Source organism: Georgenia wutianyii (assembly GCF_006349365.1).
Taxonomy (GTDB): Bacteria; Actinomycetota; Actinomycetes; order Actinomycetales; family Actinomycetaceae; genus Oceanitalea; species Oceanitalea wutianyii.
Genome location: NZ_CP040899.1, coordinates 2,953,043 through 2,973,243, shown reverse-complemented (window position 1 = coordinate 2,973,243; position 20,201 = coordinate 2,953,043). Strand labels below are relative to the sequence as shown.

Annotated in this window: 25 protein-coding genes and 1 pseudogene; 20 read left to right on the top strand and 6 right to left on the bottom strand. The window is 73.8% G+C overall.

Translation table 11 applies throughout. The features are described 5' to 3' along the window. Nucleotides 1-68 precede the first annotated feature (68 nt). The 12 genes from FE251_RS13125 (at nt 69) to FE251_RS13070 (ending at nt 8,552) form a co-directional block, all read left to right on the top strand. Nucleotides 69-671, top strand: a complete 603-nt coding sequence (locus tag FE251_RS13125) for a signal peptidase I (protein ID WP_139949011.1) — start codon at nt 69-71, stop codon at nt 669-671. Then, nucleotides 668-1,291 carry an alternate-type signal peptide domain-containing protein gene (locus FE251_RS13120; protein ID WP_139073183.1) on the top strand — a complete coding sequence of 208 codons (624 nt, stop codon included), beginning with the start codon at nt 668-670 and terminating at the stop codon, nt 1,289-1,291. The genes FE251_RS13125 and FE251_RS13120 overlap by 4 nt, the downstream gene beginning before the upstream one ends. Then, nucleotides 1,288-1,995, top strand: coding sequence for a hypothetical protein (locus tag FE251_RS13115; protein ID WP_139949010.1), 708 nt, complete (start codon nt 1,288-1,290; stop codon nt 1,993-1,995). The genes FE251_RS13120 and FE251_RS13115 overlap by 4 nt, the downstream gene beginning before the upstream one ends. Then, nucleotides 1,992-2,750 carry a hypothetical protein gene (locus FE251_RS13110; RefSeq protein WP_139949009.1) on the top strand — a complete coding sequence of 253 codons (759 nt, stop codon included), beginning with the start codon at nt 1,992-1,994 and terminating at the stop codon, nt 2,748-2,750. Before FE251_RS13115 ends, FE251_RS13110 begins: the two co-directional genes overlap by 4 nt. Before the next feature lie 355 nt (nt 2,751-3,105). Beyond that, nucleotides 3,106-3,327: a translation initiation factor IF-1 gene (gene infA / locus FE251_RS13105; RefSeq protein ID WP_110851913.1), complete on the top strand. Its 222-nt coding sequence runs from the start codon at nt 3,106-3,108 to the stop codon at nt 3,325-3,327. Nucleotides 3,328-3,387: 60 nt separating this feature from the next. After that, complete coding sequence (rpmJ, locus tag FE251_RS13100; protein ID WP_139073186.1) at nt 3,388-3,501, top strand: 50S ribosomal protein L36; 114 nt, start codon at nt 3,388-3,390, stop codon at nt 3,499-3,501. A 134-nt stretch (nt 3,502-3,635) separates the two neighbouring features. Continuing rightward, the gene (rpsM, locus tag FE251_RS13095; protein ID WP_139073187.1) at nt 3,636-4,010 is read left to right on the top strand and encodes a 30S ribosomal protein S13; all 375 of its coding nucleotides are present in this window, start codon (nt 3,636-3,638) and stop codon (nt 4,008-4,010) included. A gap of 73 nt (nt 4,011-4,083) precedes the next feature. Continuing rightward, nucleotides 4,084-4,494, top strand: a complete 411-nt coding sequence (gene rpsK, locus FE251_RS13090; RefSeq protein ID WP_139073188.1) for a 30S ribosomal protein S11 — start codon at nt 4,084-4,086, stop codon at nt 4,492-4,494. Nucleotides 4,495-4,627: 133 nt separating this feature from the next. Next, a complete protein-coding gene (locus FE251_RS13085) occupies nt 4,628-5,638 on the top strand; it encodes a DNA-directed RNA polymerase subunit alpha (protein WP_139073189.1) in 1,011 nt (336 codons plus the stop codon). Between the two features lie 30 nt (nt 5,639-5,668). Next, entirely contained in the window at nt 5,669-6,211 is a 543-nt protein-coding gene (gene rplQ, locus FE251_RS13080; protein WP_139073190.1) for a 50S ribosomal protein L17, read from the top strand. Nucleotides 6,212-6,424: 213 nt separating this feature from the next. Further along, nucleotides 6,425-6,676 carry a PqqD family protein gene (locus FE251_RS13075; protein WP_139073191.1) on the top strand — a complete coding sequence of 84 codons (252 nt, stop codon included), beginning with the start codon at nt 6,425-6,427 and terminating at the stop codon, nt 6,674-6,676. 7 nt (nt 6,677-6,683) lie between these two features. After that, nucleotides 6,684-8,552, top strand: coding sequence for an ABC transporter ATP-binding protein (locus FE251_RS13070; RefSeq protein WP_230976432.1), 1,869 nt, complete (start codon nt 6,684-6,686; stop codon nt 8,550-8,552). Between the two features lies 1 nt (nt 8,553). Here the strand turns inward: FE251_RS13070 and FE251_RS13065 are convergent, their stop codons facing one another. The 4 genes from FE251_RS13065 to FE251_RS13050 form a co-directional block, all read right to left on the bottom strand. Beyond that, the gene (locus FE251_RS13065; protein WP_139949008.1) at nt 8,554-9,513 is read right to left on the bottom strand and encodes a phosphoenolpyruvate carboxykinase (ATP); all 960 of its coding nucleotides are present in this window, start codon (nt 9,511-9,513) and stop codon (nt 8,554-8,556) included. Next, nucleotides 9,510-9,965 (bottom strand): lasso peptide biosynthesis B2 protein, encoded by a 456-nt coding sequence (locus tag FE251_RS13060; RefSeq protein ID WP_168202737.1) that lies wholly within the window; start codon nt 9,963-9,965, stop codon nt 9,510-9,512. The genes FE251_RS13065 and FE251_RS13060 overlap by 4 nt, the downstream gene beginning before the upstream one ends. After that, nucleotides 9,962-11,140 carry an asparagine synthase-related protein gene (locus FE251_RS13055; RefSeq protein WP_139949007.1) on the bottom strand — a complete coding sequence of 393 codons (1,179 nt, stop codon included), beginning with the start codon at nt 11,138-11,140 and terminating at the stop codon, nt 9,962-9,964. Before FE251_RS13055 ends, FE251_RS13060 begins: the two co-directional genes overlap by 4 nt. Nucleotides 11,141-11,222: 82 nt before the next feature. Beyond that, nucleotides 11,223-11,372, bottom strand: a complete 150-nt coding sequence (locus tag FE251_RS13050; protein WP_139071099.1) for a lasso RiPP family leader peptide-containing protein — start codon at nt 11,370-11,372, stop codon at nt 11,223-11,225. Between the two features lie 290 nt (nt 11,373-11,662). On the opposite strand from FE251_RS13050, the gene FE251_RS13045 reads away from it, so the two are divergent. Continuing rightward, nucleotides 11,663-12,796 carry a nucleotidyltransferase domain-containing protein gene (locus FE251_RS13045; RefSeq protein WP_139071100.1) on the top strand — a complete coding sequence of 378 codons (1,134 nt, stop codon included), beginning with the start codon at nt 11,663-11,665 and terminating at the stop codon, nt 12,794-12,796. Between the two features lie 29 nt (nt 12,797-12,825). After that, nucleotides 12,826-13,557, top strand: a complete 732-nt coding sequence (locus FE251_RS13040) for an alpha/beta fold hydrolase (protein WP_139949006.1) — start codon at nt 12,826-12,828, stop codon at nt 13,555-13,557. Here FE251_RS13040 and FE251_RS13035 read toward each other — a convergent pair. Continuing rightward, nucleotides 13,535-14,332, bottom strand: coding sequence for an ROK family protein (locus tag FE251_RS13035; RefSeq protein WP_139949005.1), 798 nt, complete (start codon nt 14,330-14,332; stop codon nt 13,535-13,537). The two genes, FE251_RS13040 and FE251_RS13035, sit on opposite strands and share 23 nt — an antisense overlap. Nucleotides 14,333-14,359: 27 nt before the next feature. Between FE251_RS13035 and truA the strand changes: the two are divergent. The 6 genes and pseudogenes from truA to FE251_RS13005 form a co-directional block, all read left to right on the top strand. Continuing rightward, nucleotides 14,360-15,247, top strand: a pseudogene (truA, locus tag FE251_RS13030) (tRNA pseudouridine(38-40) synthase TruA); the annotation flags it as partial. A 310-nt stretch (nt 15,248-15,557) separates the two neighbouring features. Further along, nucleotides 15,558-15,773 carry a DUF5709 domain-containing protein gene (locus FE251_RS15740; protein ID WP_223147541.1) on the top strand — a complete coding sequence of 72 codons (216 nt, stop codon included), beginning with the start codon at nt 15,558-15,560 and terminating at the stop codon, nt 15,771-15,773. 218 nt (nt 15,774-15,991) lie between these two features. Next, nucleotides 15,992-16,435 (top strand): 50S ribosomal protein L13, encoded by a 444-nt coding sequence (gene rplM / locus FE251_RS13020; protein WP_139071105.1) that lies wholly within the window; start codon nt 15,992-15,994, stop codon nt 16,433-16,435. Between the two features lie 44 nt (nt 16,436-16,479). Further along, nucleotides 16,480-16,971: a 30S ribosomal protein S9 gene (gene rpsI / locus FE251_RS13015; RefSeq protein ID WP_139071106.1), complete on the top strand. Its 492-nt coding sequence runs from the start codon at nt 16,480-16,482 to the stop codon at nt 16,969-16,971. Between the two features lie 91 nt (nt 16,972-17,062). Further along, nucleotides 17,063-18,415: a phosphoglucosamine mutase gene (glmM, locus tag FE251_RS13010; RefSeq protein WP_139071107.1), complete on the top strand. Its 1,353-nt coding sequence runs from the start codon at nt 17,063-17,065 to the stop codon at nt 18,413-18,415. 84 nt (nt 18,416-18,499) lie between these two features. Further along, nucleotides 18,500-19,216, top strand: coding sequence for a DedA family protein (locus FE251_RS13005; protein WP_139071108.1), 717 nt, complete (start codon nt 18,500-18,502; stop codon nt 19,214-19,216). On the opposite strand, the gene coaA is transcribed toward FE251_RS13005, so the two are convergent. After that, nucleotides 19,213-20,178, bottom strand: a complete 966-nt coding sequence (coaA, locus tag FE251_RS13000; protein WP_139071109.1) for a type I pantothenate kinase — start codon at nt 20,176-20,178, stop codon at nt 19,213-19,215. The two genes, FE251_RS13005 and coaA, sit on opposite strands and share 4 nt — an antisense overlap. Nucleotides 20,179-20,201 lie beyond the last annotated feature (23 nt).

Below are 20,201 nucleotides of genomic sequence, written 5' to 3'. Positions count from 1 at the left end.
GTGCGCTCGCCCCCCGAGGACGCGCCCCCGCCCGGCACCACCGGCACCACCACCCGAGAGGAGGAACGATGAACACGCTGACGACGACGCCGACCGAGGCCCCGGCCCCGGCCGAGTCGACCGAGGCCCCGGCCGAGGCCCGCGCCTTCCGGCGCGCGGTGCTCCGCGGTCTCAACCTCGTGCTCGTCCTCGCGCTCCTCCTCCTCGTGCTCGCCGTCGCCGTCGTGCCGCGGCTGCTCGGTGGTGCCGCCCTCACGGTCCTCACCGGCTCGATGGAGCCGACCTACTCCCCGGGCGACGTCGTCGTCTCCGTGCCGGCCGAGCGTTACGACGTGGGCGACGTCGTGACCTTCCAGCCGGTCCCCGACGACCCCGCGCTCATCACCCACCGCGTCGTGGGGATCGAGCTCGGCTCCGAGACCCGATACGTCACCCGCGGCGACGCCAACGGCGCGGACGACGAGCCGATCGTGCACGAGCAGGTCATGGGCCGCGTCGCCTACCACGTCCCCCTCGTCGGCCACGTGGCCGACGCCGCCGGGCCCCACCGCGGGCTCGTCGTCACCGGCGTCGCCGCCCTCCTCATCGGGTACGGCGCCTACCTCTTCATCTCCGACTCTCTTGCCGGCCGCCGACGCGGCGCAGGACAGATCACCAAGGGAGAATCATGAACCCCCCACCTCGCAGACGCCGACGCCGGCGCGGCGCCGGACCCCTGGTCCTCGCCGCGGCCTTCCTCGCCGGTGTCGCCGGGGCCGGCGGCACCGCCGCCCTCTGGTCCGCAGACGCCGCCACCCCCCTCGGCACGATCGTCGCCGGGGACCTCGACCTCGAGCTCCTCGACCCGACCGTGTGGCAGGAGACCTCGCCGGACGTCGCGGGCGCCCCGCGCACCATCGACCCGGCCGCCTTCCTCGTGCGCCCCGGCGACACGCTCGCCGCGCACCAGCGCTTCACCACCGACCTCACCGGCGACAACATGCTCGGCCGGCTGAGCGTGGCGTGGGAGCAGGGCCCCCAGCTGCCGGCCGGAGCCACCGCGACCTACACGGTGCGCGACGGCGCGGGCGACGCGCTCGTCGCCGACGTCCCGCTCGGGACCGCCGCGACGCTGCCCACGCTCGACGCCGACGACGACGGTCGCGCCGACGAGTTCACCCTCGAGGTGACGCTCGGTTTCCCCGGCACCGCGGACCGGTTCGGTCCGGGCGCCCCCGCCCAGGTCACCGACCTCGGCGCGATCGTGCTGGACCTCGACCAGGTCCGCTCCGGAGAGGGGTTCACCTCATGAGGACCAGCAGGCGCGCACGACGCACGCTCGCGGTCACCGCAGTCGCCCTCGCCGGTGGCGCCGTCGGTATCGGCGGGGTCTCCCTCGCGCTGTGGGGTGACTCCGAGCGGGTCACCGGCGCCGTCGCCGACGGGTACGAGCTCTTCGCCGTCGGCGCCCCGGGCGCCACGACGCCCACGCCCGCCGGGACCGCGACGTTCGTCGTCGGTCCCGAGGCCGCGGCGGCGCTCGCCCGGGACGGGGAGGTCGCCGTGCCGATCCAGGTCGACAGCGTCAGCCAGGGCAACAAGGGGCTGCACTACGTGCTCACGCCCCCGCAGGACTGGGGCGGCAACCTCCTGGGAGCCGCGGACGTCGCCGTCTTCCGGGTCGACACGGCCGCTGCCTGCAGCACCGACGCCCTGGCCCCCGGCGACCCCCACCCCGCCGGGCCGTGGGACTCCACCCCGGTGCCCGCCACCTACTCCACGACGACGACGCCGGTCACCGAGTACTGGTGCGTGTACGCCGCCTACGACGGCCCGCCCGTCACCGGGGAGTACGAGAACACCGCCACGGTCACGGCGACGTCGCCCGACGGCCGGCAGGTCACCGACGAGGACTCGTGGAACGCCGTCCTCGTCGCCGGCCTCGACCCGGCCGCCGAGCCCGACCACGAGATCACCCTCACCTACACGACGTTCCGACCTGGGGAGGAGCCGTGAGCACGACACGAGCCCGACGGGCGGCGACGACCGCGGCCCTCACCCTCGTCCTGAGCGGCGCAGGGGCGGCAGCCCACGCGGACGTCTACTTCGACGAGGCCGTCCACCTGTCCTGGGACGGGCGGACCTACTCCGGGGTGACCGTCGAGAGCTTCCTCGGCACCCCGGTCACCGTCCCCGGGGACTCCACCTCCCGCACGCTGCTGGTCCGCAACGACGGACCGACGGCGGGGCTCCTGCGGGCGAGCATCGTCGACGTCGAGCTCCTCGACCCCGACACCCCGGACACCCACCACGCGACGGGGGAGGACCTCGGCAGCTTCTACGACGACCTCGTCGTCGGGTGGGGGAGCGGCTCGGCATCGCTCACCGACCTCGGCACGGACGGTGTCACCGCGATCCTCGAGCAGGAGCTCGCCAAGGACGAGGAGCTGGCGATCACGCTGAGCTACGCACTGCCGGCCGACGCGACCTCGGGCAACCGGGCGAACGTCGGGCCACGGGAGGCGTCCTTCGACGTCCTCCTCGAGATCGGCGGGGACATGCCCACCGACCCACCGGAGGAGTCGACGGCCGCCCCGGTCGTGCTGCCACCGCAGCCGCCGGCGAGCGGGACCAGCGGCACCACGGACCTGCCCACGACGGGCGCCGAGGTCCGGGTGCTCGCCGGCCTCGCGGCGCTCGTCGCAGGGCTGGGGGCGGCCGTGCTCGTCGCACGCCGCCGGACGGTGGCAGGCCGGGTGCCCGGCCCCTGAGACGTGTCCCGCCGGTTCGCCCGCCGGCGGGGCGCACGGGACGTGCCGGTCCGTGGGACCGCCCTGGCGCTTGTGATCGGCGCCGGGGCGGGGAGCGGCAGCGCAGGCACGTCCGCGGGCGGGGTCCTTCGGGGCCCCGCCCGCACCTGTCGTCCGGGTAGGCTCGTGGCCCGGCGCAGGCGCAGCGCTGTGAGTGAGGTCATGGACACGGGCAGGTGCCCGATGTCGTATGATGGAGCGCTGGACGAGCGTGCCTGCCCACAACTCTGCCCGGAAGCAGACGAGTGGGGCTCATGGGGTGCGCCCCACCGCCGAGACGCGGTGGCCATGCAGGAGAGAAGAGTTAGCGGAGGACATGGCGAAGAAGGACGGCGTCATCGAGATCGAGGGCAGTGTCGTCGAGGCACTGCCCAACGCGATGTTCCGGGTGGAGCTGAGCAACGGCCACAAGGTGCTCGCGCACATCTCGGGCAAGATGCGTCAGAACTACATCCGGATCCTTCCGGAGGACCGGGTCGTCGTCGAGCTGAGCCCGTACGACCTCACCCGGGGTCGCATCGTCTACCGCTACAAGTAATCACCCGACACAACTGCATCGCCGTCCCGACGTGTGCGTCGACGGCGGCGGAGGAATGACATGAAGGTCAAGCCCAGCGTCAAGAGGATCTGCGACAACTGCAAGGTCATCCGGCGGCACGGCCGCGTGATGGTCATCTGCACGAACGTTCGGCACAAGCAGCGTCAGGGCTGACCTGACGACGGCGGCGACCTGCCGCCAGACGTACCACCAGCACAGCGTGCAACCCCCGGTTCGGAGGCCGGGGCCCGTCCGGCTCGGACGGGAGGGTGGTGCGGAGGACCTCCGAGCAGCATGAGGAGCACAAGTTGGCACGACTCGTCGGCGTCGACCTCCCCCGCGAAAAGCGGCTCGAGATCGCGCTCACCTACATCTACGGCGTCGGTCGCACCCGCGCCAAGCTGGCGCTGGAGGCCACGGGCGTGAGCCCGGACCTGCGCGTCAAGGACATGACGGACAGCGACCTCGTCGCCCTGCGTGACTACATCGAGGGCAACTTCAAGGTCGAAGGAGACCTGCGCCGCGAGGTCCAGGCCGACATCCGCCGCAAGGTCGAGATCGGGTCCTACCAGGGCCTTCGCCACCGCCGCGGTCTGCCGGTCCGCGGTCAGCGCACCAAGACCAACGCGCGCACCCGCAAGGGCCCCAAGCGCACGGTGGCCGGCAAGAAGAAGGCCCGCTAAGAAGTAGTCCGGTCGCACGACACGGCGCCCCGCGCCGCGTGCCCCGGTCCGACGACCAGGAGAGAAGCACCACATGCCCCCCAAGACCCGCCAGGCCTCGTCCGCGGCGCGCAAGCCGCGTCGCAGCCAGCGCAAGAACGTCACGCACGGCCACGCGTACATCAAGAGCACGTTCAACAACACGATCGTCACCCTCACCGACCCGAGCGGTGCGGTCATCGCCTGGGCCTCCTCCGGCCAGGTCGGCTTCAAGGGCTCGCGCAAGTCGACGCCCTTCGCCGCCCAGATGGCTGCCGAGGCCGCGGCGCGCCGCGCCCAGGAGCACGGCATGAAGAAGGTCGACGTCTTCGTCAAGGGCCCCGGCTCCGGTCGTGAGACCGCGATCCGCTCCCTCACGGCCGCCGGCCTCGAGGTCGGCTCGATCCAGGACGTCACGCCCCAGGCCCACAACGGCTGCCGTCCCCCGAAGCGTCGCCGCGTCTGAGTCGTCCGCGCCGCACGCCGCCTCGCGCGGCGTGCGGCCGGTGCTCTCTCGCTCCACCCCGCCGGTCGGACCGATGACCGGCGGGTGCCCTGCACGGCGTCATATAGCGGATGCCTGCTGAAAGGAACACATCGTGCTCATCGCACAGCGCCCCGCCCTGACCGAAGAGGTCGTCTCCCCCACGCGCTCCCGGTTCGCTCTCGAGCCGCTCGAGCCGGGCTTCGGCTACACCCTCGGCAACTCCCTGCGTCGGACCCTGCTCTCCTCGATCCCCGGTGCTGCGGTCACGAGCATCCGAATCGACGGTGTGCTCCACGAGTTCTCGACCGTCCCCGGGGTCAAGGAGGATGTCACCGAGATCATCCTCAACATCAAGAACATCGTCGTCTCCTCGGAGCACGACGAGCCGGTCGTCATGTACCTGCGCAAGCAGGGCCCGGGTGTCGTCACCGCCGGTGACATCACCCCGCCGGCCGGTGTCGAGGTGCACAACCCCGACCTCCACCTGGCGACGCTCAACTCCAAGGGCAAGCTCGAGGTCGAGCTCACGGTCGAGCGCGGGCGTGGCTACGTGTCCGCCGCTCAGAACAAGAGCCTCGACTCCGAGATCGGGCGCGTTCCGGTCGACTCGATCTACTCCCCGGTCCTCAAGGTGACCTACAAGGTCGAGGCCACCCGAGTCGAGCAGCGCACCGACTTCGACAAGCTCATCGTCGACGTCGAGACGAAGAGCGCGATCAGCCCGCGGGATGCCCTCGCCTCCGCCGGCAAGACCCTCGTCGAGCTCTTCGGCCTGGCCCGTGAGCTCAACGTCGAGGCCGAGGGCATCGAGATCGGCCCCTCGCCGACCGACGCCGCCCTCGCCGCCGACCTCGCCCTTCCGATCGAGGAGCTCGGGCTGCAGTCGCGCTCGTACAACTGCCTCAAGCGCGAGGGCATCCACTCCGTCGGGGAGCTCGTCGCGCGCAGCGAGGCCGACCTCCTCGACATCCGCAACTTCGGCTCGAAGTCGATCACGGAGATCCGCGAGAAGCTCGCCGGCCTCGGCCTGAGCCTCAAGGACAGCCCGATCGACTTCGACATCAACGCCGTGGACGAGCCCTCCTACGAGGGCGACGTCGAGTTCAGCGACCCGCGCGACTGACGCCACCAACGAACGACTACAGGAGAGATCATGCCCACTCCCCCCAAGGGCCCCCGTCTTGGTGGCAGCCCCGCCCACGAGCGTCACATGCTGGCGAACCTCGCCACCGCGCTGCTCGAGCACCGCGCCATCACGACGACGGAGCACCGCGCCAAGCGCCTGCGTCCCGTCGTGGAGAAGCTCATCACCCTCGGCAAGCGTGGTGACCTGCACGCCCGCCGCAAGGTCATGACGACGGTCAAGGACAAGAGCGTCGTCCACGAGCTCTTCACCGAGATCGCCCCGGCGATGGCCGAGCGTCAGGGTGGCTACACCCGGATCACCAAGACGGCGCCGCGCAAGGGCGACAACGCCCCCATGGCGGTCATCGAGCTCGTCATGGAGCCGGTGAGCCCGAAGCAGGCCACCGTCCGCGAGGCCGAGAAGGCCACCGCGCGCGCCGCGGCCGCCCCGGCCGTCGAGGCCGAGGTCACCGAGGAGACCGTCGTCGAGGAGACGCCGGCCGAGGAGGCCGAGGAGGCCGCCGCCGAGGAGACCACCGAGGCCCCCGCCGAGGACGCCGAGAGCAAGTGACGTCGGGCCGGGCCCACCACCGTGTGCCCGGTCCGCGACGGCGCCCTCACCAGGCGCGCCGACACAGACGAGGCCCGCTGCCCCCACCCGGGGCGGCGGGCCTCGTCCGTCGTCGGCCCCCGCAGCAAACCGCCCTCCCGGGAGGGCGGGCGCCAGTAGGCTGACGAGCGGCCGCCCCGCGCACTGCCGGGCCGCGAGGACGAGGGAGCGCACGTGCAGCTGCGGAGCGAGGACATCACCTGGCAGGAGATCGACGGCGAGCTCGTCGTCCTCGACACGGCCAGGTCCGTCTACCTCACGACGAACGTCGCCGGCGCCACCCTGACGCGGCTGCTCACCGAGGAGCGCTCGCTCGACGAGCTCGCGGACGCGCTCGTCGAGGAGTTCGGCATCCCGCGTGAGACCGCCGAGGCGGACGCCCGCTCCTTCGTCACCGACCTGCGTGACAAGGGCCTGCTGCGGTGACCCGGCGGTGAGCGAGGAGGCCGGCGAGCCGCTCGACCCGCTCGACCTGCAGATCGAGAGCCGGAACCAGCGACGGTCCGTGGGACGGCTGTGGCGGCTCCTGCGCCGCTCCACCCAGCTCGTGTGGGGCGCCGGACGGTCCCTCTTCCTCGGCCTGCTCGTCGTGCAGGTCCTGGCCGCGCTCGTGCTCGCGGGCCAGGTGCTCATCGTCGAGTCGTTCCTCTCCGCCGTCCTCACCCTGGGACCGGGCGACGGGGTGCCGACCTCGCTCCTCCTCGCCACGCTCGGCCTCGCCGGGCTCATGGCGCTGGCCACGCTCCTGGACGCCGTCCGCGGCAGGTTCAGCCGGTACCTCGGGGAGTCGGTGGCGCGCCGCACCTACCAGGACGTGCTGGACGCCGCGACGGGCGTGTCCCTGCGCTACTTCGAGTCGGCGGCCTTCTACGACCGGCTCCAGCGGGTCGAGGCGGCGGCCACGAGCCGGCCCTTCCAGGTGACCCAGGCGCTCCTCGGGATCGTCGGGGGACTGACCGCCACGGTCGGCGTCGGCGCGGTCCTCGTGGGGATCCATCCGGTCCTCCTGCCGCTGCTGCTCCTCGGCGGGCTGCCGCTGATCCTCACCAACCGGCGGGAGAGCCGCCTGGAGTTCGGCTTCACCGTCGACCAGACGCCGCACCAGCGGCGGCGCGCCTACCTCAGCTACCTCCTCACCACCCGGGAGGAGGCGAAGGAGGTCCGGGCCTTCGACCTCGGGCGGCCGTTGCGTGCGCGGTTCGACGAGCTCTACGCGGCCTACCTCGCCGACCTCGCCCGTCACCTGCGGCGCCGGCTGACCCTGAGCACCATGGGCAACCTCGGCTCGGCGGTCGTGCTCACCGGGACCCTGCTCGTCCTCGTGCGGCTCATCGGCGACGGGGCGGTCTCGGTCGCGCAGGCCGGCGCCGCGATCGTCGCGATCCGGATGCTCCAGGGCCAGGTGCAGACCCTCCTGCGGAGCACGCAGTCGATCTTCGAGGCGGGGCTCTTCCTCCACGACGTCGACGAGTTCATGGCGCTGGGCACGGTGGCGCGGGACGAGGAGGCCGGTGCCCCCGCGCCGGAGGGCTTCGAGGAGATCTCCGTCGAGGACGTGCGGTTCACCTACCCGGGCAGTGAGGCAGAGGCGCTGCGCGGGGTCGACCTGCGGATCAGGCGCGGCCAGGTCGTCGCGCTCGTCGGGGAGAACGGCTCGGGCAAGACCACCCTGGCCAAGATCCTCGCCGGGCTGTACGACCCCACGGACGGGGCCGTGCGGTGGGACGGCCGCGACACCCGGGAGTACTCCCGTGTCTCGGTGCGCGAGCGGGTCGCGGTGATCTTCCAGGACTTCGTCCGCTACGCCTTCACCGCCCGGGAGAACATCGCCTTCGGCAGGTACGCCGACGGGCCCGACGACGAGCGCGTCGCCGAGGCCGCCGCGCGCTCCGGGGCCGCCGGCTTCCTCACCGCCCTGCCCCAGGGCTACGACACGGTCCTCTCCCGGATCTTCAAGGGTGGGCGCGACCTGTCGGGAGGCCAGTGGCAGCGCGTGGCGATCGCCCGCGCCTTCTACCGCGACGCCGAGCTCATGATCCTCGACGAGCCCACGGCAGCGCTGGACCCGCGAGCCGAGAGCAGGCTGTACGAGTCGCTGCGCGCCGTGCTCGCCGGGCGTACGGCCGTCTTCATCTCCCACCGCTTCTCCTCGGTGCGCTCGGCGGACGTCATCTACGTCCTCGACGAGGGCCGGGTGGTGGAGTCCGGCTCGCACACCGAGCTCATGGCCCGCGACGGGATGTACGCAGAGCTGTTCCGGCTGCAGGCGGCGGCCTACCTCGACGCCCCCGCCCGCGAGTGACTCAGGCGCCCGCGACGGGAGTCCGGTCGACGGCGGCCCAGATCGTCTCGGCGACGTCCGCCCGGAACGGGGGTCCCCAGGGGACGTGGGCGACGAGCACCGGGACCGTCCTGGCGAGCCAGGAGGCGTGGGCGAGGACCTGACCGAGGACCGCGGGGTCCCGCCAGCCCATGAGCCGCGGGAAGCTCATGATCGCGAACGCCGCGGACTTCGGGTCCAGCCGCTCCATCTCCAGGCGGCCATCCCGGTTGGGGCGGGGGATGAGCACGGCGCCCAGGGGCACGTCCTCGGTCTGCGGGGAGGGCAGGCCGACGACGGTCCGGTCGTCGGCGCTCGTGCGTACCCGGTAGCTGCCCGTCGCCATGGCCTCGGTGACCGCCTCGGCACCCGGCCGCAGCCGGAGCTCGGTGGCCCCGAGCGGCACGCAGGGACGGCTGCCCGCCGCGACCGGGACGACGTCGTCGCTGACGACCCGCGCCCCGTCGGCGCACATGAGCGCGGCGAGGGTGCTCTTGCCCATCCCGGAGTGGCCGAGGAAGGCGACGGCGGTGCCGTCGCGCTCGACGGCGCTCGCGTGGAGGACCGCGTTGCCCCGGAGGTAGAGCTGCAGGGCGAGGAGCGTGCCCGTCGTCATGATCGCGCGCATGCCGGGGTCGGTCCCGCGCACGAGGTGCACGGTGACGTCCGCGAGGTCCGGGCCGAGGACGAAGTCGCACACGCCGTGGACGCGCAGGAGGACGGAGGCGTCGGGGCGGCGCACCGCGGTGTACCACCGGTCGGGCTCCTGCCCGAAGTCGAGCAGGACCTGCCCGGCGGGGGTGCCGTGGTTCCCGTCGAGCGGCTCGCCGTCGAGCACGGTGAGGTCGACGCGGGCGCCGGCCGGCGCGGGGCGGTGCTGGTGGAGCGGGAAGTCCGCCGCGACGGTGAGGCCGTAGAGGCGCTGGGGTGGTTCGGGCCTCATGCGGGTGCCCCCGCCGTGAGCGACCGGAAGCTCTCGATGCCGTCCGGGTCCATGACGATCCCGTCCACCTCGAGCCAGGCGTGCGCCTTGACCTCCCCGGCGACCTTCTGCACCCCGATGCGGACCGCGTGGTCGCGGTGGCGCAGCGCGTGGGCGCCGAGCAGCGCCCGGCGCAGGCAGGTGCCGTTGAACGGCCGGTGGCGCAACAACCGCCAGGTGACGTCGAGGCGCTCCGCCTCGGAGGAGGACAGCCGTACCAGACCGGGGTCACCGACCCGCCCGACGGCTCCGTCCAGGACGAGGCGCACGCCCAGCAGCCGCGTGAGCCGGGGGAGTCGCACGGTACGCAGCCCGACCTCGACGACCCCGGCGAGGGCGGCGGCCTGTGCTGCCCGGAACCACGCGCGGGGCGGACGCCGCAGGAGCGTGCGGACCGTGCCGAGCGGCCTCACGACGAGCCCTCCGGCCACACCGGGACGCCGTGGGCGTGCGCCCAGGCGACGTGGAGGAGGAAGTCGGCCGCCGGGTGGGGGTCCTCCTCGAGCCACGCCGCGCGCAGCGCCACCGGGTCGACCCACGCCGGGTCGAGGCCGCTGCCGTCCCAGCCGTGGGCGAACTCCCGCTCCTGCGGCCCCCAGCGGGTGGAGTTGAACGAGGCCTTGGAACGGCGGGCGAGGACGCGGTCGGGCAGGACGTCGTGGAAGAGCCGGCGGAAGATCGCCGTCCGGTCCCCGAGCCCGAGGGGCCCGCCCTCCGCGGCGAGGGCGTCGGCGACGCGCAGGTCGGTGAACGGGGTGACCGGCCGCGAGCCGTACTCCGCGATGCCGGCCTCGAAGTTGTCCATGGCCACGACCATCGGGCGGGCGCGCAGCCCGGCCCGGGTCGCGGCGTCCCACCGCAGCGGCTCGGCGCTCATCGCGAGGACCTGGCGCAGGTACGCCTCGGCGGCCGGGGGCCGTAGCCACGGCGGGGTGAGGTCGGAGCGGTGCCGGCGCAGCTCACGACGGCGCAGGTGGGTGGGGCGGGCCGCCCGCAGCCCGCGACGCAGGTGCCGGCGCCGGGGCCGGGTCATCGCGAGGGCGTCGCGGAGGGCACCGGCACGCCGGCCGTCGAGGAGCAGGTCGCCGCCCTCCCCGGAGACGACGGCACCGACGTCGAGCTGCCGGTAGACGGCTCCCTGCAGCTGGACTGCCTCGGGCCACAGCGGCCCGTGCCGGAGCAGCGCGGCGGTGGCGACCTCGCCGAGGAGGCGCTGCTCGCCGCGGAACTCCAGGACGACGTGCTCGCGCAGGCGCAGGTGCCCCAGGACGAGGTCCTGCCAGGAGGTCTCGTCGGCCTCCGGCACGCCCGGGTGGCGAACGGTGACCGGGACCGGCTCCGGCAGACCCTGCCTGCGCGCGACGTGCGTCGCCAGCGCGAGGAGGGCGGAGGAGTCACGGCCGCCGGAGAAGAGGACGTAGCACGGGGAGGTGGTGAGGGCGTCGAGGAGCACGGACTCGAGCACCTGGCGGGCGGTGCCGCTTGTGGGGTGACGGGGCGCGTCCACCGGACCCTCGGCCGGCAGGGCGAGGTGCGTCTCGGCCCGCGTGAGCCGGGTGAACGTCGCGTGCGCCGTCGGGGTGCTCATGGACGCCTCTCGTCGAAGGTGCACGTACCGGCGGGCCGGCCGGACCACGTGGTCCGGCCGGCCCGCCCCGAAAGCGTCGCGGTCAGCGGGAGCCGACCGGGGGCTTCGGGTCGGCCGGGTCGCCCCAGACGTCCCACCAGATGTGGTTGTCCTTCTGAGGACCCCAGGCGAGCTTGCCCAGGGTCAGGCCGTGGACGCTTCCCACCTCGGTCATGCGTGGCGCTTCGTACATGGAGCCTCCTTCGTCACGGTGTGCACGGCACCCTCGTGGGGGCCGGCTCCGACAGCGGAACGGGGGGTGCCGCTGACGTGGGACCGAGCCTAGGGTCGGCGACCCCTGTAGGAGGATGCCCTGGGCCCGAGAACCTGGGTGAAGCCGGGGTGACCAGCTGGGACGGGTACTGTCACCCGGCCTCTCACCCCCCGCGCGGGGCGACCTCGTGGAGGCGGCGAATCGGCGTCCCCGGCACCGCCGCGTCGCTACGCTCGCCCTGACCACGCGGCGACGAGGACGGGACGAGGATGGACGGGACCAGGGCCGGCGAGCGCGCCGTCTCCGAGCTGCTCGTCGCGGTGTGCCGCGACGAGGTCGGTGGCCGTGCTGCCGACGTGCCGGACGCCGCGCTCGTCCGGGCGGCCCGGCACCACCGGATCTCCCCGCTCACGCACGTCAGGCTCCGTGAGCAGGCCCCCCGGGCCGCCGAGCTGCTGCGCCCCGACCGCGACGTCGCCAAGTCCCTCCACATCCGGGCCGGGATGCTCCTCGGGCAGGTCGGTGAGCTCCTCGGGGGAGTGCCGTGGGTCGTATTCAAGGGCCCGGTGCTCTCCGAGCTCGCCCACCCGGTCCCCGGCCTGCGGCCCTACGGCGACCTCGACCTGCTCGTCGCCCCGCAGGACCTGCGCCGGGTGAGCGCGGCGCTCCTCGCCGCCGGCTGGGAGGTCGGGGACTACGAGGACATGCTCCGCAACCCCGAGGTCCCCGGTGAGATGCACTGGTTCACCCCCGCGGGCATCCCCGTGGACCTCCACTGGGCCATGGTCAACATGCGCTCACGGCGGCGGCTGTTCACCATCCCCACCGACGAGCTGCTGGCCCGGCGCCGGCAGGTGCGCATCGGGCTCGCGCGGGCGTGGACGATGGACGGGGCCGACTCCCTCGTCCACGTCGCCCTGCACGCCGCCCTCGCCGGCGCGAACCGGCTCGCGTGGATGCTCGACGTCGACCAGCTCGCCCGGCAGGTGGAGGACTGGGGGGTCGTGGCGGACCGCGCCGTGCAGTGGGGCGCCCAGGCCCAGGTCTCGCTCGCGCTGCGCAGGTCGGTGGCCACGCTCGGGACCCCGGTGCCGGACGAGGTCCACCGCAGGCTCGGGACGTCGGCGCCGCTGGGTGCGCTCCTGGACGCGGTCGACCGGCTCTGGCCGGTGGCAGCGCACCGCAGCGACGCCTCCGTGCCCCGGCTCGTCTCGCGCGCCGTGCGACCGGGCGCCGTGCGCACCGCTGTGCAGGTCGCGCGGAACGCCGGCCAGGGCATGCGCGACCGGGTGCGCCCGGCGGCCGGCCCCGCCCCGGACCGGGTGCCCGCCGGCCCGCAGGCGCTGGAGGTCTACCTCCGGGCGGTGGAGGCCGGCGCCCGGTCCGCGGCCGCCGCGCGGTGAGCGGCCCGGAGACCGTCGACGGTCGGCCGGTGACGGTCCTCCTCGTGCACGGGATCCGCGCGTCGCGGACGATGTGGCTGCGCCAGCTCACCGCGCTCGAGGAGGCCGGCGTGCCCGCCCTCGCCCCGGACCTGCCCGGGCACGGCGAGCGCGCGGCCGAGCCCTTCACGCTCGACGGCGCCCACGCGGCGATCGAGGACGCCGCGCGGTCCGCGGGCGGCGCCGTCGTCGTCGTGGGGCTGTCGCTCGGGGGGTACCTCGCCCTGCACTGGGCGGCCCGCACCGCACGGCCCGTCGCCGGGGTCCTCGCCGCGGGCTGCTCGACCCGGCCCAGAGGGCCCGGGCTGGCCGGCTACCGCCGGGTGGCCCGGCTCATCGCCCGGCTGCCGGACGGCGGACGCGGCCTCAACGACACCCTCGCCCGGCTCGCGCTGCCCCGGGAGGCCGTCGCCGACCTCGACGCGGGCGGCATGGCGCTCGGGGTGATGGACGCGGCGCTCGCCGCCGTCGCGGGCATCGACCCCGTCGCCGACCTCCGGGCGCTCGGGGACGTGCCGGTGCGACTGGTCAACGGCCGCTGGGACCACTTCCGCCTCGAGGAGCGCCGGCTGCTCGCGGCCTGCGCGAACGGCCGGCTCCACGTCGTCCCCGGAGCCCACCACCTCGTCTCCCTCGTTCGCCCGGCGGACTTCAACCGCATCATGCTCGACCTCGTCGCGGAGGTCGGCCCCGGCACGGTCAGGGCCGGCGGCTCGGGCTGATCCCGCCCAGGGCCCATGCCCGCACGCCGCCGACGATGCCCGCGCTGTTCGGCACGACGACCACCTCGTCGCCCAGCCGGTCGACCGCCTGCGGGGTGATCCGGCGGGAGTTCCCGCCACCGAGGTAGAGCCGGTCCCACAGGAAGACCGGCCGCAGCGAGTCGACCACCTGGCGGACGCGACGGGACCACATCGCATCGCCGAGCCGGAGCCGCTCGTGCTCCCCGATGTACTCGTCGTAGGTGAGCCCCCAGCGGGCGGGGGAGCGGGAGAGCTCGAGGTGCGGGGCGAGACGGCCGCCGTCGAACAGGGCGTTGCCCAGCCCGGTGCCGAGGGTGACGACGAGCTCGAGGCCCGCGCCGGCGATGACCCCGGCGCCGTGCACCTCGGCGTCGTTGAGGAGGAGGACCGGCATCCCGAGGGTCGCGCTGAGCGCGTCCTGGAAGTCCAGCCCCTCCCACGCCGTGACGAGCTCGGGCAGGACCCGGGTGCGCGGGCCGGCGCGGGTGACGTAGTGGGGGGTGCTCACGACGACGCCGTGGCGGATCATCCCGGGCATCCCGACGGTGGCGCGGTCGGCCGGCGGGAGCTGCTCGGCGAGCGCGCGGATCGTCTCGAGCAGGCGCTCGGGCGGCAGCGGGTAGGGGGTGGCCGCCCGGACGGGCGCGGCGTGCATGGTGCCGGCGGCGTCGAGCACGGAGGCCTTGATCCCCCCTCCGCCGCAGTCGACGGCGAGGGTGGCCGGCGCGCGGCCGTCGGTGCTCACTGGGTCCACCCGTCCGACGCTACTAGCCTCAGGCGGGTGAGCGCAGGAACCCCCACCCCGACCGGGACCCTCAGGGTCCGCCTCGACCTGCGCTACGACGGCACCGGCTTCGCCGGGTGGGCCACCCAGCCGGGCCTGCGCACCGTCCAGGGGACCCTGGAGGAGGCGCTGACCACCGTCCTGCGCCTCCCCGCGCCGGCCAGGCTCACCGTCGCGGGACGCACCGACGCCGGCGTGCACGCCCGCGGGCAGGTCGCCCACCTCGACGTCCCGCGCGAGGCGTGGGCGGCACTGCCCGGGCGCAGCGACCGCGCGCCGGGGGAGGCCCTCGTCGCCCGGCTCGCCGGGGTGCTCGGGCGGGGCGCACACCCCCGCGGCGCGGGTGACGTCGTCGTCTGGCGCGCCGCCCCCGCCCCCGCCGGGTTCGACGCGCGCTTCTCCGCGGTGGCCCGCCGCTACGCCTACCGGATCGCCGACTCTCCGGGCACCCGTGACCCCCTGCGCCGCCACGACGTCCTGTGGCACGGGCGACCGCTCGACGTCGCCGCGATGGACCTCGCCGCCCAGTGGCTGCTCGGGGAGCACGACTTCGCCGCGTACTGCAAGCCCCGGGAGGGGGCCACGACGATCCGCACCCTGCAGGTGCTGCGCTGGGAGCGGGTGCCCGAGGCCGACGGCGGGCTCGTCGTCGCCACGGTGCGTGCCGACGCGTTCTGCCACTCGATGGTCCGCGCGCTCGTCGGCGCGAGCCTCGCGGTGGGCGAGGGGCGCCGCCCGGTGGACTGGCCGGCCGCGGTCCTGGCCGCGGGGCGGCGCGACCCGGCCGTCGCCGTCGCCCCCGCCCACGGCCTCACCCTCGAGGAGGTCGCCTACCCGCCCGACGCGGAGCTCGCCGCGCGCGCGGCGCAGGCGCGCAACGTCCGCACCGCTGCCCGCCCCGCTCCCCGTGCGCGAGCCGGGAGCCGATGGCAGCCTGGAACCATGACCGAACCAGCAGAGGACACCCCCGCGACCAGCCCGGACCTCCAGTGGCCCGGCGAGGGGGACACCCGACCAGCTCTCCAAGGAGGACACGCTCGAGGAGCGGGGGGTCGACGACCTCATCGAGGAGGGGTACTCCCCGCCGGAGCGCGACCCGCTGCGCGGCCAGAACCTCACCGAGCGCGAGCTCATCGAGGGCCACACGCTCGACGAGCGGCTCGAGGCGGAGGAGCCGGAGGTCTGGGACGCTCCCGTGGCGGCCGACCCGTCCCGTGAGCCGGACCGCGCCGGACGGCTCGAGGCGGTGCCCGACGAGGCCGCCGGAGCCGGCGGTACGCGGGAGCAGGACATGATGGCGCGCGACGTCGGGGTCGCTGGGGGAGCGGCCAGCGCCGAGGAGGCAGCGGTGCGCGTGCGCGACGAGAACGACCCCATCGGGCTCACCGACGAAGGGGGTACCCCGGGCTGACCGGTGGCGCGTCTCACTCGACCCGGATCACGGGCCCTTTGACCAGGCCCGGACCGCGGCGGTACCCTTGGATGTCGTTGTGCATCCCTTTGCGCTCCCCGGTGCTCCCACTCGCCGGCGCCTGCGCGGATGCGCGCAGCGAGCATCACCAGACCATGGGCGGCAGTGCGCCTCGCGCACAGTGTCCGCCCTCGATGAGAGAAACGAAGGCTACGCCCGTGCGCACGTACACACCGAAGCCCGGCGACGTCGAGAAGAACTGGTACGTCATCGACGCTACCGACGTCGTCCTCGGCCGACTGGCGACCCACGTCGCCACCCTGCTCCGTGGGAAGCACAAGCCGAGCTTCGCTCCGCACGTCGACAACGGTGACTTCGTCATCGTCGTCAACGCGGAGAAGGTCGCCCTCACCGGCAGCAAGCTCGAAGACAAGCTCGCCTACCGCCACTCGGGCTACCCGGGCGGCCTCAAGGCGACCACCTACGCACAGCTGCTGGAGCGCTTCCCCGAGCGCGTCATCGAGAAGGCCGTGCGCGGGATGGTGCCCAAGACGACCCTCGGTCGTGACCAGCTCAAGAAGCTCAAGGTGTACGCCGGCCCTGAGCACCCCCACGCCGCGCAGCAGCCGCAGGCCTTCGAGATCACCCAGGTTGCCCAGTAGTCCGTCAGGACCGGGCAGCCTCTCACCAGGACACGAGGAGAACTGTGGCTGAGACCACTCCTGAGATCGAGCTGGACGACGAGAACGTCCCCAGCAGCTACACCACCGAGACCGAGGCGCCCGCCCAGGGCGCCGGTCAGAGCCTCACCGCTCCGGGCCAGGCGCTCGGTCGCCGCAAGGAAGCGGTCGCGCGCGTCCGACTCGTCCCCGGGACGGGCAACTGGACCATCAACGGCCGCACGCTCGAGGACTACTTCCCCAACAAGCTGCACCAGCAGCTCGTGAAGTCCCCGTTCACGCTCCTCGACATCGAGGGCCGCTTCGACGTCATCGCCCGGATCCACGGCGGCGGCATCTCCGGTCAGGCCGGCGCGCTGCGCCTCGGCGTGGCCCGCGCCCTCAACGAGATCGACGCGGAGTCCAACCGCCCGACGCTGAAGAAGGCCGGGTTCCTCACTCGCGACGCCCGCGCCGTCGAGCGCAAGAAGGCCGGCCTCAAGAAGGCCCGTAAGGCCCCGCAGTACTCCAAGCGCTGACCTGCGCCATGGACGACGGTCCCGTGCCGGCTCCGCCGGCCCGGGACCGTCGTCGTATCTCGACACCGACCTGAGACGTGAAGGACTGCTGATGCCTCGACTCTTCGGCACCGACGGCGTGCGAGGGCTCGCCAACCGGGACATCTCCGCCGAGCTGGCGCTCGGGCTGGGCGCCGCCGCCGCGCGGGTGCTCACCGCCAGCACGGAGGGTTCGGGCCGCCGGCCACGTGCCGTCATCGGCCGTGACACCCGCATCTCCGGTGACTTCCTCTCCGCCGCGATCGCCGCCGGGCTCACGAGCGCGGGCGTCGACGTCGTCCAGGTCGGCGTGCTGCCGACGCCCGGTGTCGCACACCTCACGGCGACGACGGACGTCGACCTCGGCGTCGTCATCTCCGCCTCCCACAACCCCATGCCCGACAACGGCATCAAGTTCTTCGCGCGAGGTGGCTTCAAGCTCGAGGACGCCATCGAGGACGCCATCGAGGAGAGCCTGGGCACCGACTGGGCGCGCCCGACGGGTGACGGCGTGGGCCGCATCGAGGAGGACGCGCGCTCCGCGGACCGCACGTACATCGACCACCTCGTCGCCGCCACCGGCCGACCGCTCGAGGGCCTGCGCATCGCCATCGACTGCGCCAACGGTGCCGCCAGCGACATCGCCCCGCTCGCCCTGCGGGAGGCCGGTGCCGACGTCGTCGTCATCAACGCCTCGCCCGACGGCCGCAACATCAACGACGACTGCGGCTCGACCCACCCCGAGCAGCTCCAGGCCGTCACCGTCGCCTCCGGCGCGGCGATGGGCGTGGCCTTCGACGGCGACGCCGACCGCTGCATCGCCGTGGACCACGCCGGCACCATCGTCGACGGTGACCAGATCATGGGGGTGCTCGCCACCGCGCTCAAGGAGCGCGGGCAGCTCGCCGAGGACACCCTGGTCGTCACCGTCATGAGCAACCTCGGCCTGCTCCTCGCCATGCGGGAGGCGGGCATCCGCACCGTGCAGACGGGGGTCGGGGACCGCTACGTGCTCGAGGCCATGCGCGCGGGCGGCTTCAACCTCGGCGGTGAGCAGTCCGGCCACGTCATCGCCAGCGACCACGCCACGACAGGCGACGGCCTGCTCACCGCGCTCCTCCTGGCGGCGCGGGTCGTGGAGAGCGGCCGCCCGCTCGCCGACCTCGCCTCGATCGTCACCCGGCTGCCGCAGACCCTCCTCAACGTCGGTGGCGTCGACAAGGCGCGCGCAGGGCAGGACGCCGTCCTCCAGGAGGCCGTCGCCGCCGCCGAGACGCGCCTCGGGGACACCGGCCGCGTCCTGCTCCGCCCCTCGGGCACCGAGTCGCTCGTCCGGGTCATGGTCGAGGCCGCGACCCAGGAGGAGGCCGACCTCGTCGCCGGCGAGCTGGCAGAGGTCGTGCGTGCGCGCCTGTCCCTCGGCTGACCACCGACCGGACCGACGACTCCTCCCCGGTGACATCCGGGGCCCGGCGGGATTCAATGGTGAGGTGAGCCCGGTGAGAACCTCGTGAGCGAGGCGATGATGGGGATCGAGGCCTGGGTCCTCGGCATGGCCGACTCCCCGTGGCTCCTGGTCGCCGTCCTCACGCTCGCCATGATCGACGGGTTCTTCCCGCCGGTCCCCAGCGAGTCGATCGTCATCGCCGTCGCCGTGCTCGCGATGACCGGGGAGGGGCCCAACCTGTGGCTGCTCATCCTCGTCGCCGCGACGGGCGCGTTCGCCGGGGACCTCATCGCGTACACGATCGGCACGAAGGTGCCCATCGACCGGTTGCGGATCTTCCAGGGAAGACGCGGGCAGGCCAGCCTGGGCTGGGCCAGGCGCGCCCTCGTCCACCGGGGCACCGTCCTCATCCTCTCCGCGCGCTTCATCCCGATCGGCCGTGTGGCGGTGAACATGACCGCGGGCGCCGTGCGCTTCCCGCGCCCCCGCTTCGTCCTCGTCGCCGGGATCGCGGCCATCCTCTGGGGCGGGTACGCGACGTTGCTCGGCATGGGCGCCGGCGTCTTCCTCCACGACCACCCGCTCGTCGCCGTCGGCGTCGGTGTGGCCGGTGGCGTGCTCCTCGGGTTCGGGGTCGACGCGCTGCTGCGGTGGGTCCATCGGCGCCTGGGCAGCAAGCTGCCCGAGAGCCTGGGGGCCCTGGACCCCGACTACGTGCCGCCCGCGGACCCGCCCGCGCCGGGGCGCGGCAGCGACGAGCGCACGAGCACCTCCGGCTAGATCTTGCGCAGGCGCATCCGGCGCATCCGGTGGTCGCCCGCCTTGGTGAGGACGAGGGAGGCCCGGCTGCGGGTCGGGAGGATGTTCTCCTCGAGGTTCGGCTCGTTGATCGTGCTCCAGATGCGGGTCGCCGTGGCGGTCGCCTCCTCGTCGCTGAGGTCCGCGTAGCGGCGGAAGTAGGACCGTGGGTCGGCGAACGCGGTGCGGCGCAGCGAGAGGAACCGGTCGACGTACCAGCGGCGCACGTCGTCGGTGCGGGCGTCGACGTAGATCGAGAAGTCGAAGAAGTCGCTCACCGCGAGGCTCGGGGAGCCGTCCGACGTCGTGCGCGCCGGCTGGAGGACGTTGAGGCCCTCGACGATGAGGACGTCCGGGCGGCGCACGGTGATCTGCTTGCCGGGGACGATGTCGTAGGTGAGGTGGTCGTACACCGGGGCGCTCACCTCCGGCACCCCGGACTTCACCGCGCTGAGGAAGCGCAGCAGCGCGCGCTGGTCGTAGGACTCCGGGAAGCCCTTGCGCGTCATGAGCCCGCGCCGCTCGAGCTCGGCGTTGGGGTGGAGGAAGCCGTCGGTGGTGACGAGCTCCACCCGGGGCGTGCCGGACCAGCGGCGCAGCATCTCGCGCAGGAGGCGCGAGGCCGTCGACTTCCCGACGGCCACCGAGCCGGCCACCCCGATGACGAACGGCGTGCGGCCCATCCGCTCCCCGAGGAACGTCGACGTCACCGACCCGAGCCGGCGCGAGGAGGCGACGTACAGCGACAGCAGCCTCGACAGCGGCCGGTAGACCGTGTCGACCTCCTCGAGGTCGATGGGGTCGCCCAGGCCGCGGAGGCGGTCGATGTCGCCGGCCGTGAGCGGCTGCGGGGTCGACGCCGACAGCCTGCTCCACGCCCTGCGGTCGAGCTCCAGGAAGGGGGACAGCGACGTGGGGGCTGCCGGGAGCGCGGGCTGGGTCACGGCACACAGTGTCCCCTACCGCG

Bases quoted from the DNA above. Each gene is read 5' to 3' on its own strand.
- FE251_RS13125 (WP_139949011.1), top strand. From the start codon at position 69: ATGAACACGCTGACGACGACGCCGACCGAGGCCCCGGCCCCGGCCGAG.
- rpsK (WP_139073188.1), top strand. From the start codon at position 4,084: ATGCCCCCCAAGACCCGCCAGGCCTCGTCCGCGGCGCGCAAGCCGCGT.
- glmM (WP_139071107.1), top strand. From the start codon at position 17,063: ATGCCTCGACTCTTCGGCACCGACGGCGTGCGAGGGCTCGCCAACCGG.
- rpmJ (WP_139073186.1), top strand. From the start codon at position 3,388: ATGAAGGTCAAGCCCAGCGTCAAGAGGATCTGCGACAACTGCAAGGTC.
- infA (WP_110851913.1), top strand. From the start codon at position 3,106: ATGGCGAAGAAGGACGGCGTCATCGAGATCGAGGGCAGTGTCGTCGAG.
- FE251_RS13045 (WP_139071100.1), top strand. From the start codon at position 11,663: ATGGACGGGACCAGGGCCGGCGAGCGCGCCGTCTCCGAGCTGCTCGTC.
- FE251_RS13120 (WP_139073183.1), top strand. From the start codon at position 668: ATGAACCCCCCACCTCGCAGACGCCGACGCCGGCGCGGCGCCGGACCC.
- FE251_RS13050 (WP_139071099.1), bottom strand. From the start codon at position 11,372: ATGTACGAAGCGCCACGCATGACCGAGGTGGGAAGCGTCCACGGCCTG.
- rplQ (WP_139073190.1), top strand. From the start codon at position 5,669: ATGCCCACTCCCCCCAAGGGCCCCCGTCTTGGTGGCAGCCCCGCCCAC.
- FE251_RS13065 (WP_139949008.1), bottom strand. From the start codon at position 9,513: ATGAGGCCCGAACCACCCCAGCGCCTCTACGGCCTCACCGTCGCGGCG.
- FE251_RS13115 (WP_139949010.1), top strand. From the start codon at position 1,288: ATGAGGACCAGCAGGCGCGCACGACGCACGCTCGCGGTCACCGCAGTC.
- FE251_RS13055 (WP_139949007.1), bottom strand. From the start codon at position 11,140: ATGAGCACCCCGACGGCGCACGCGACGTTCACCCGGCTCACGCGGGCC.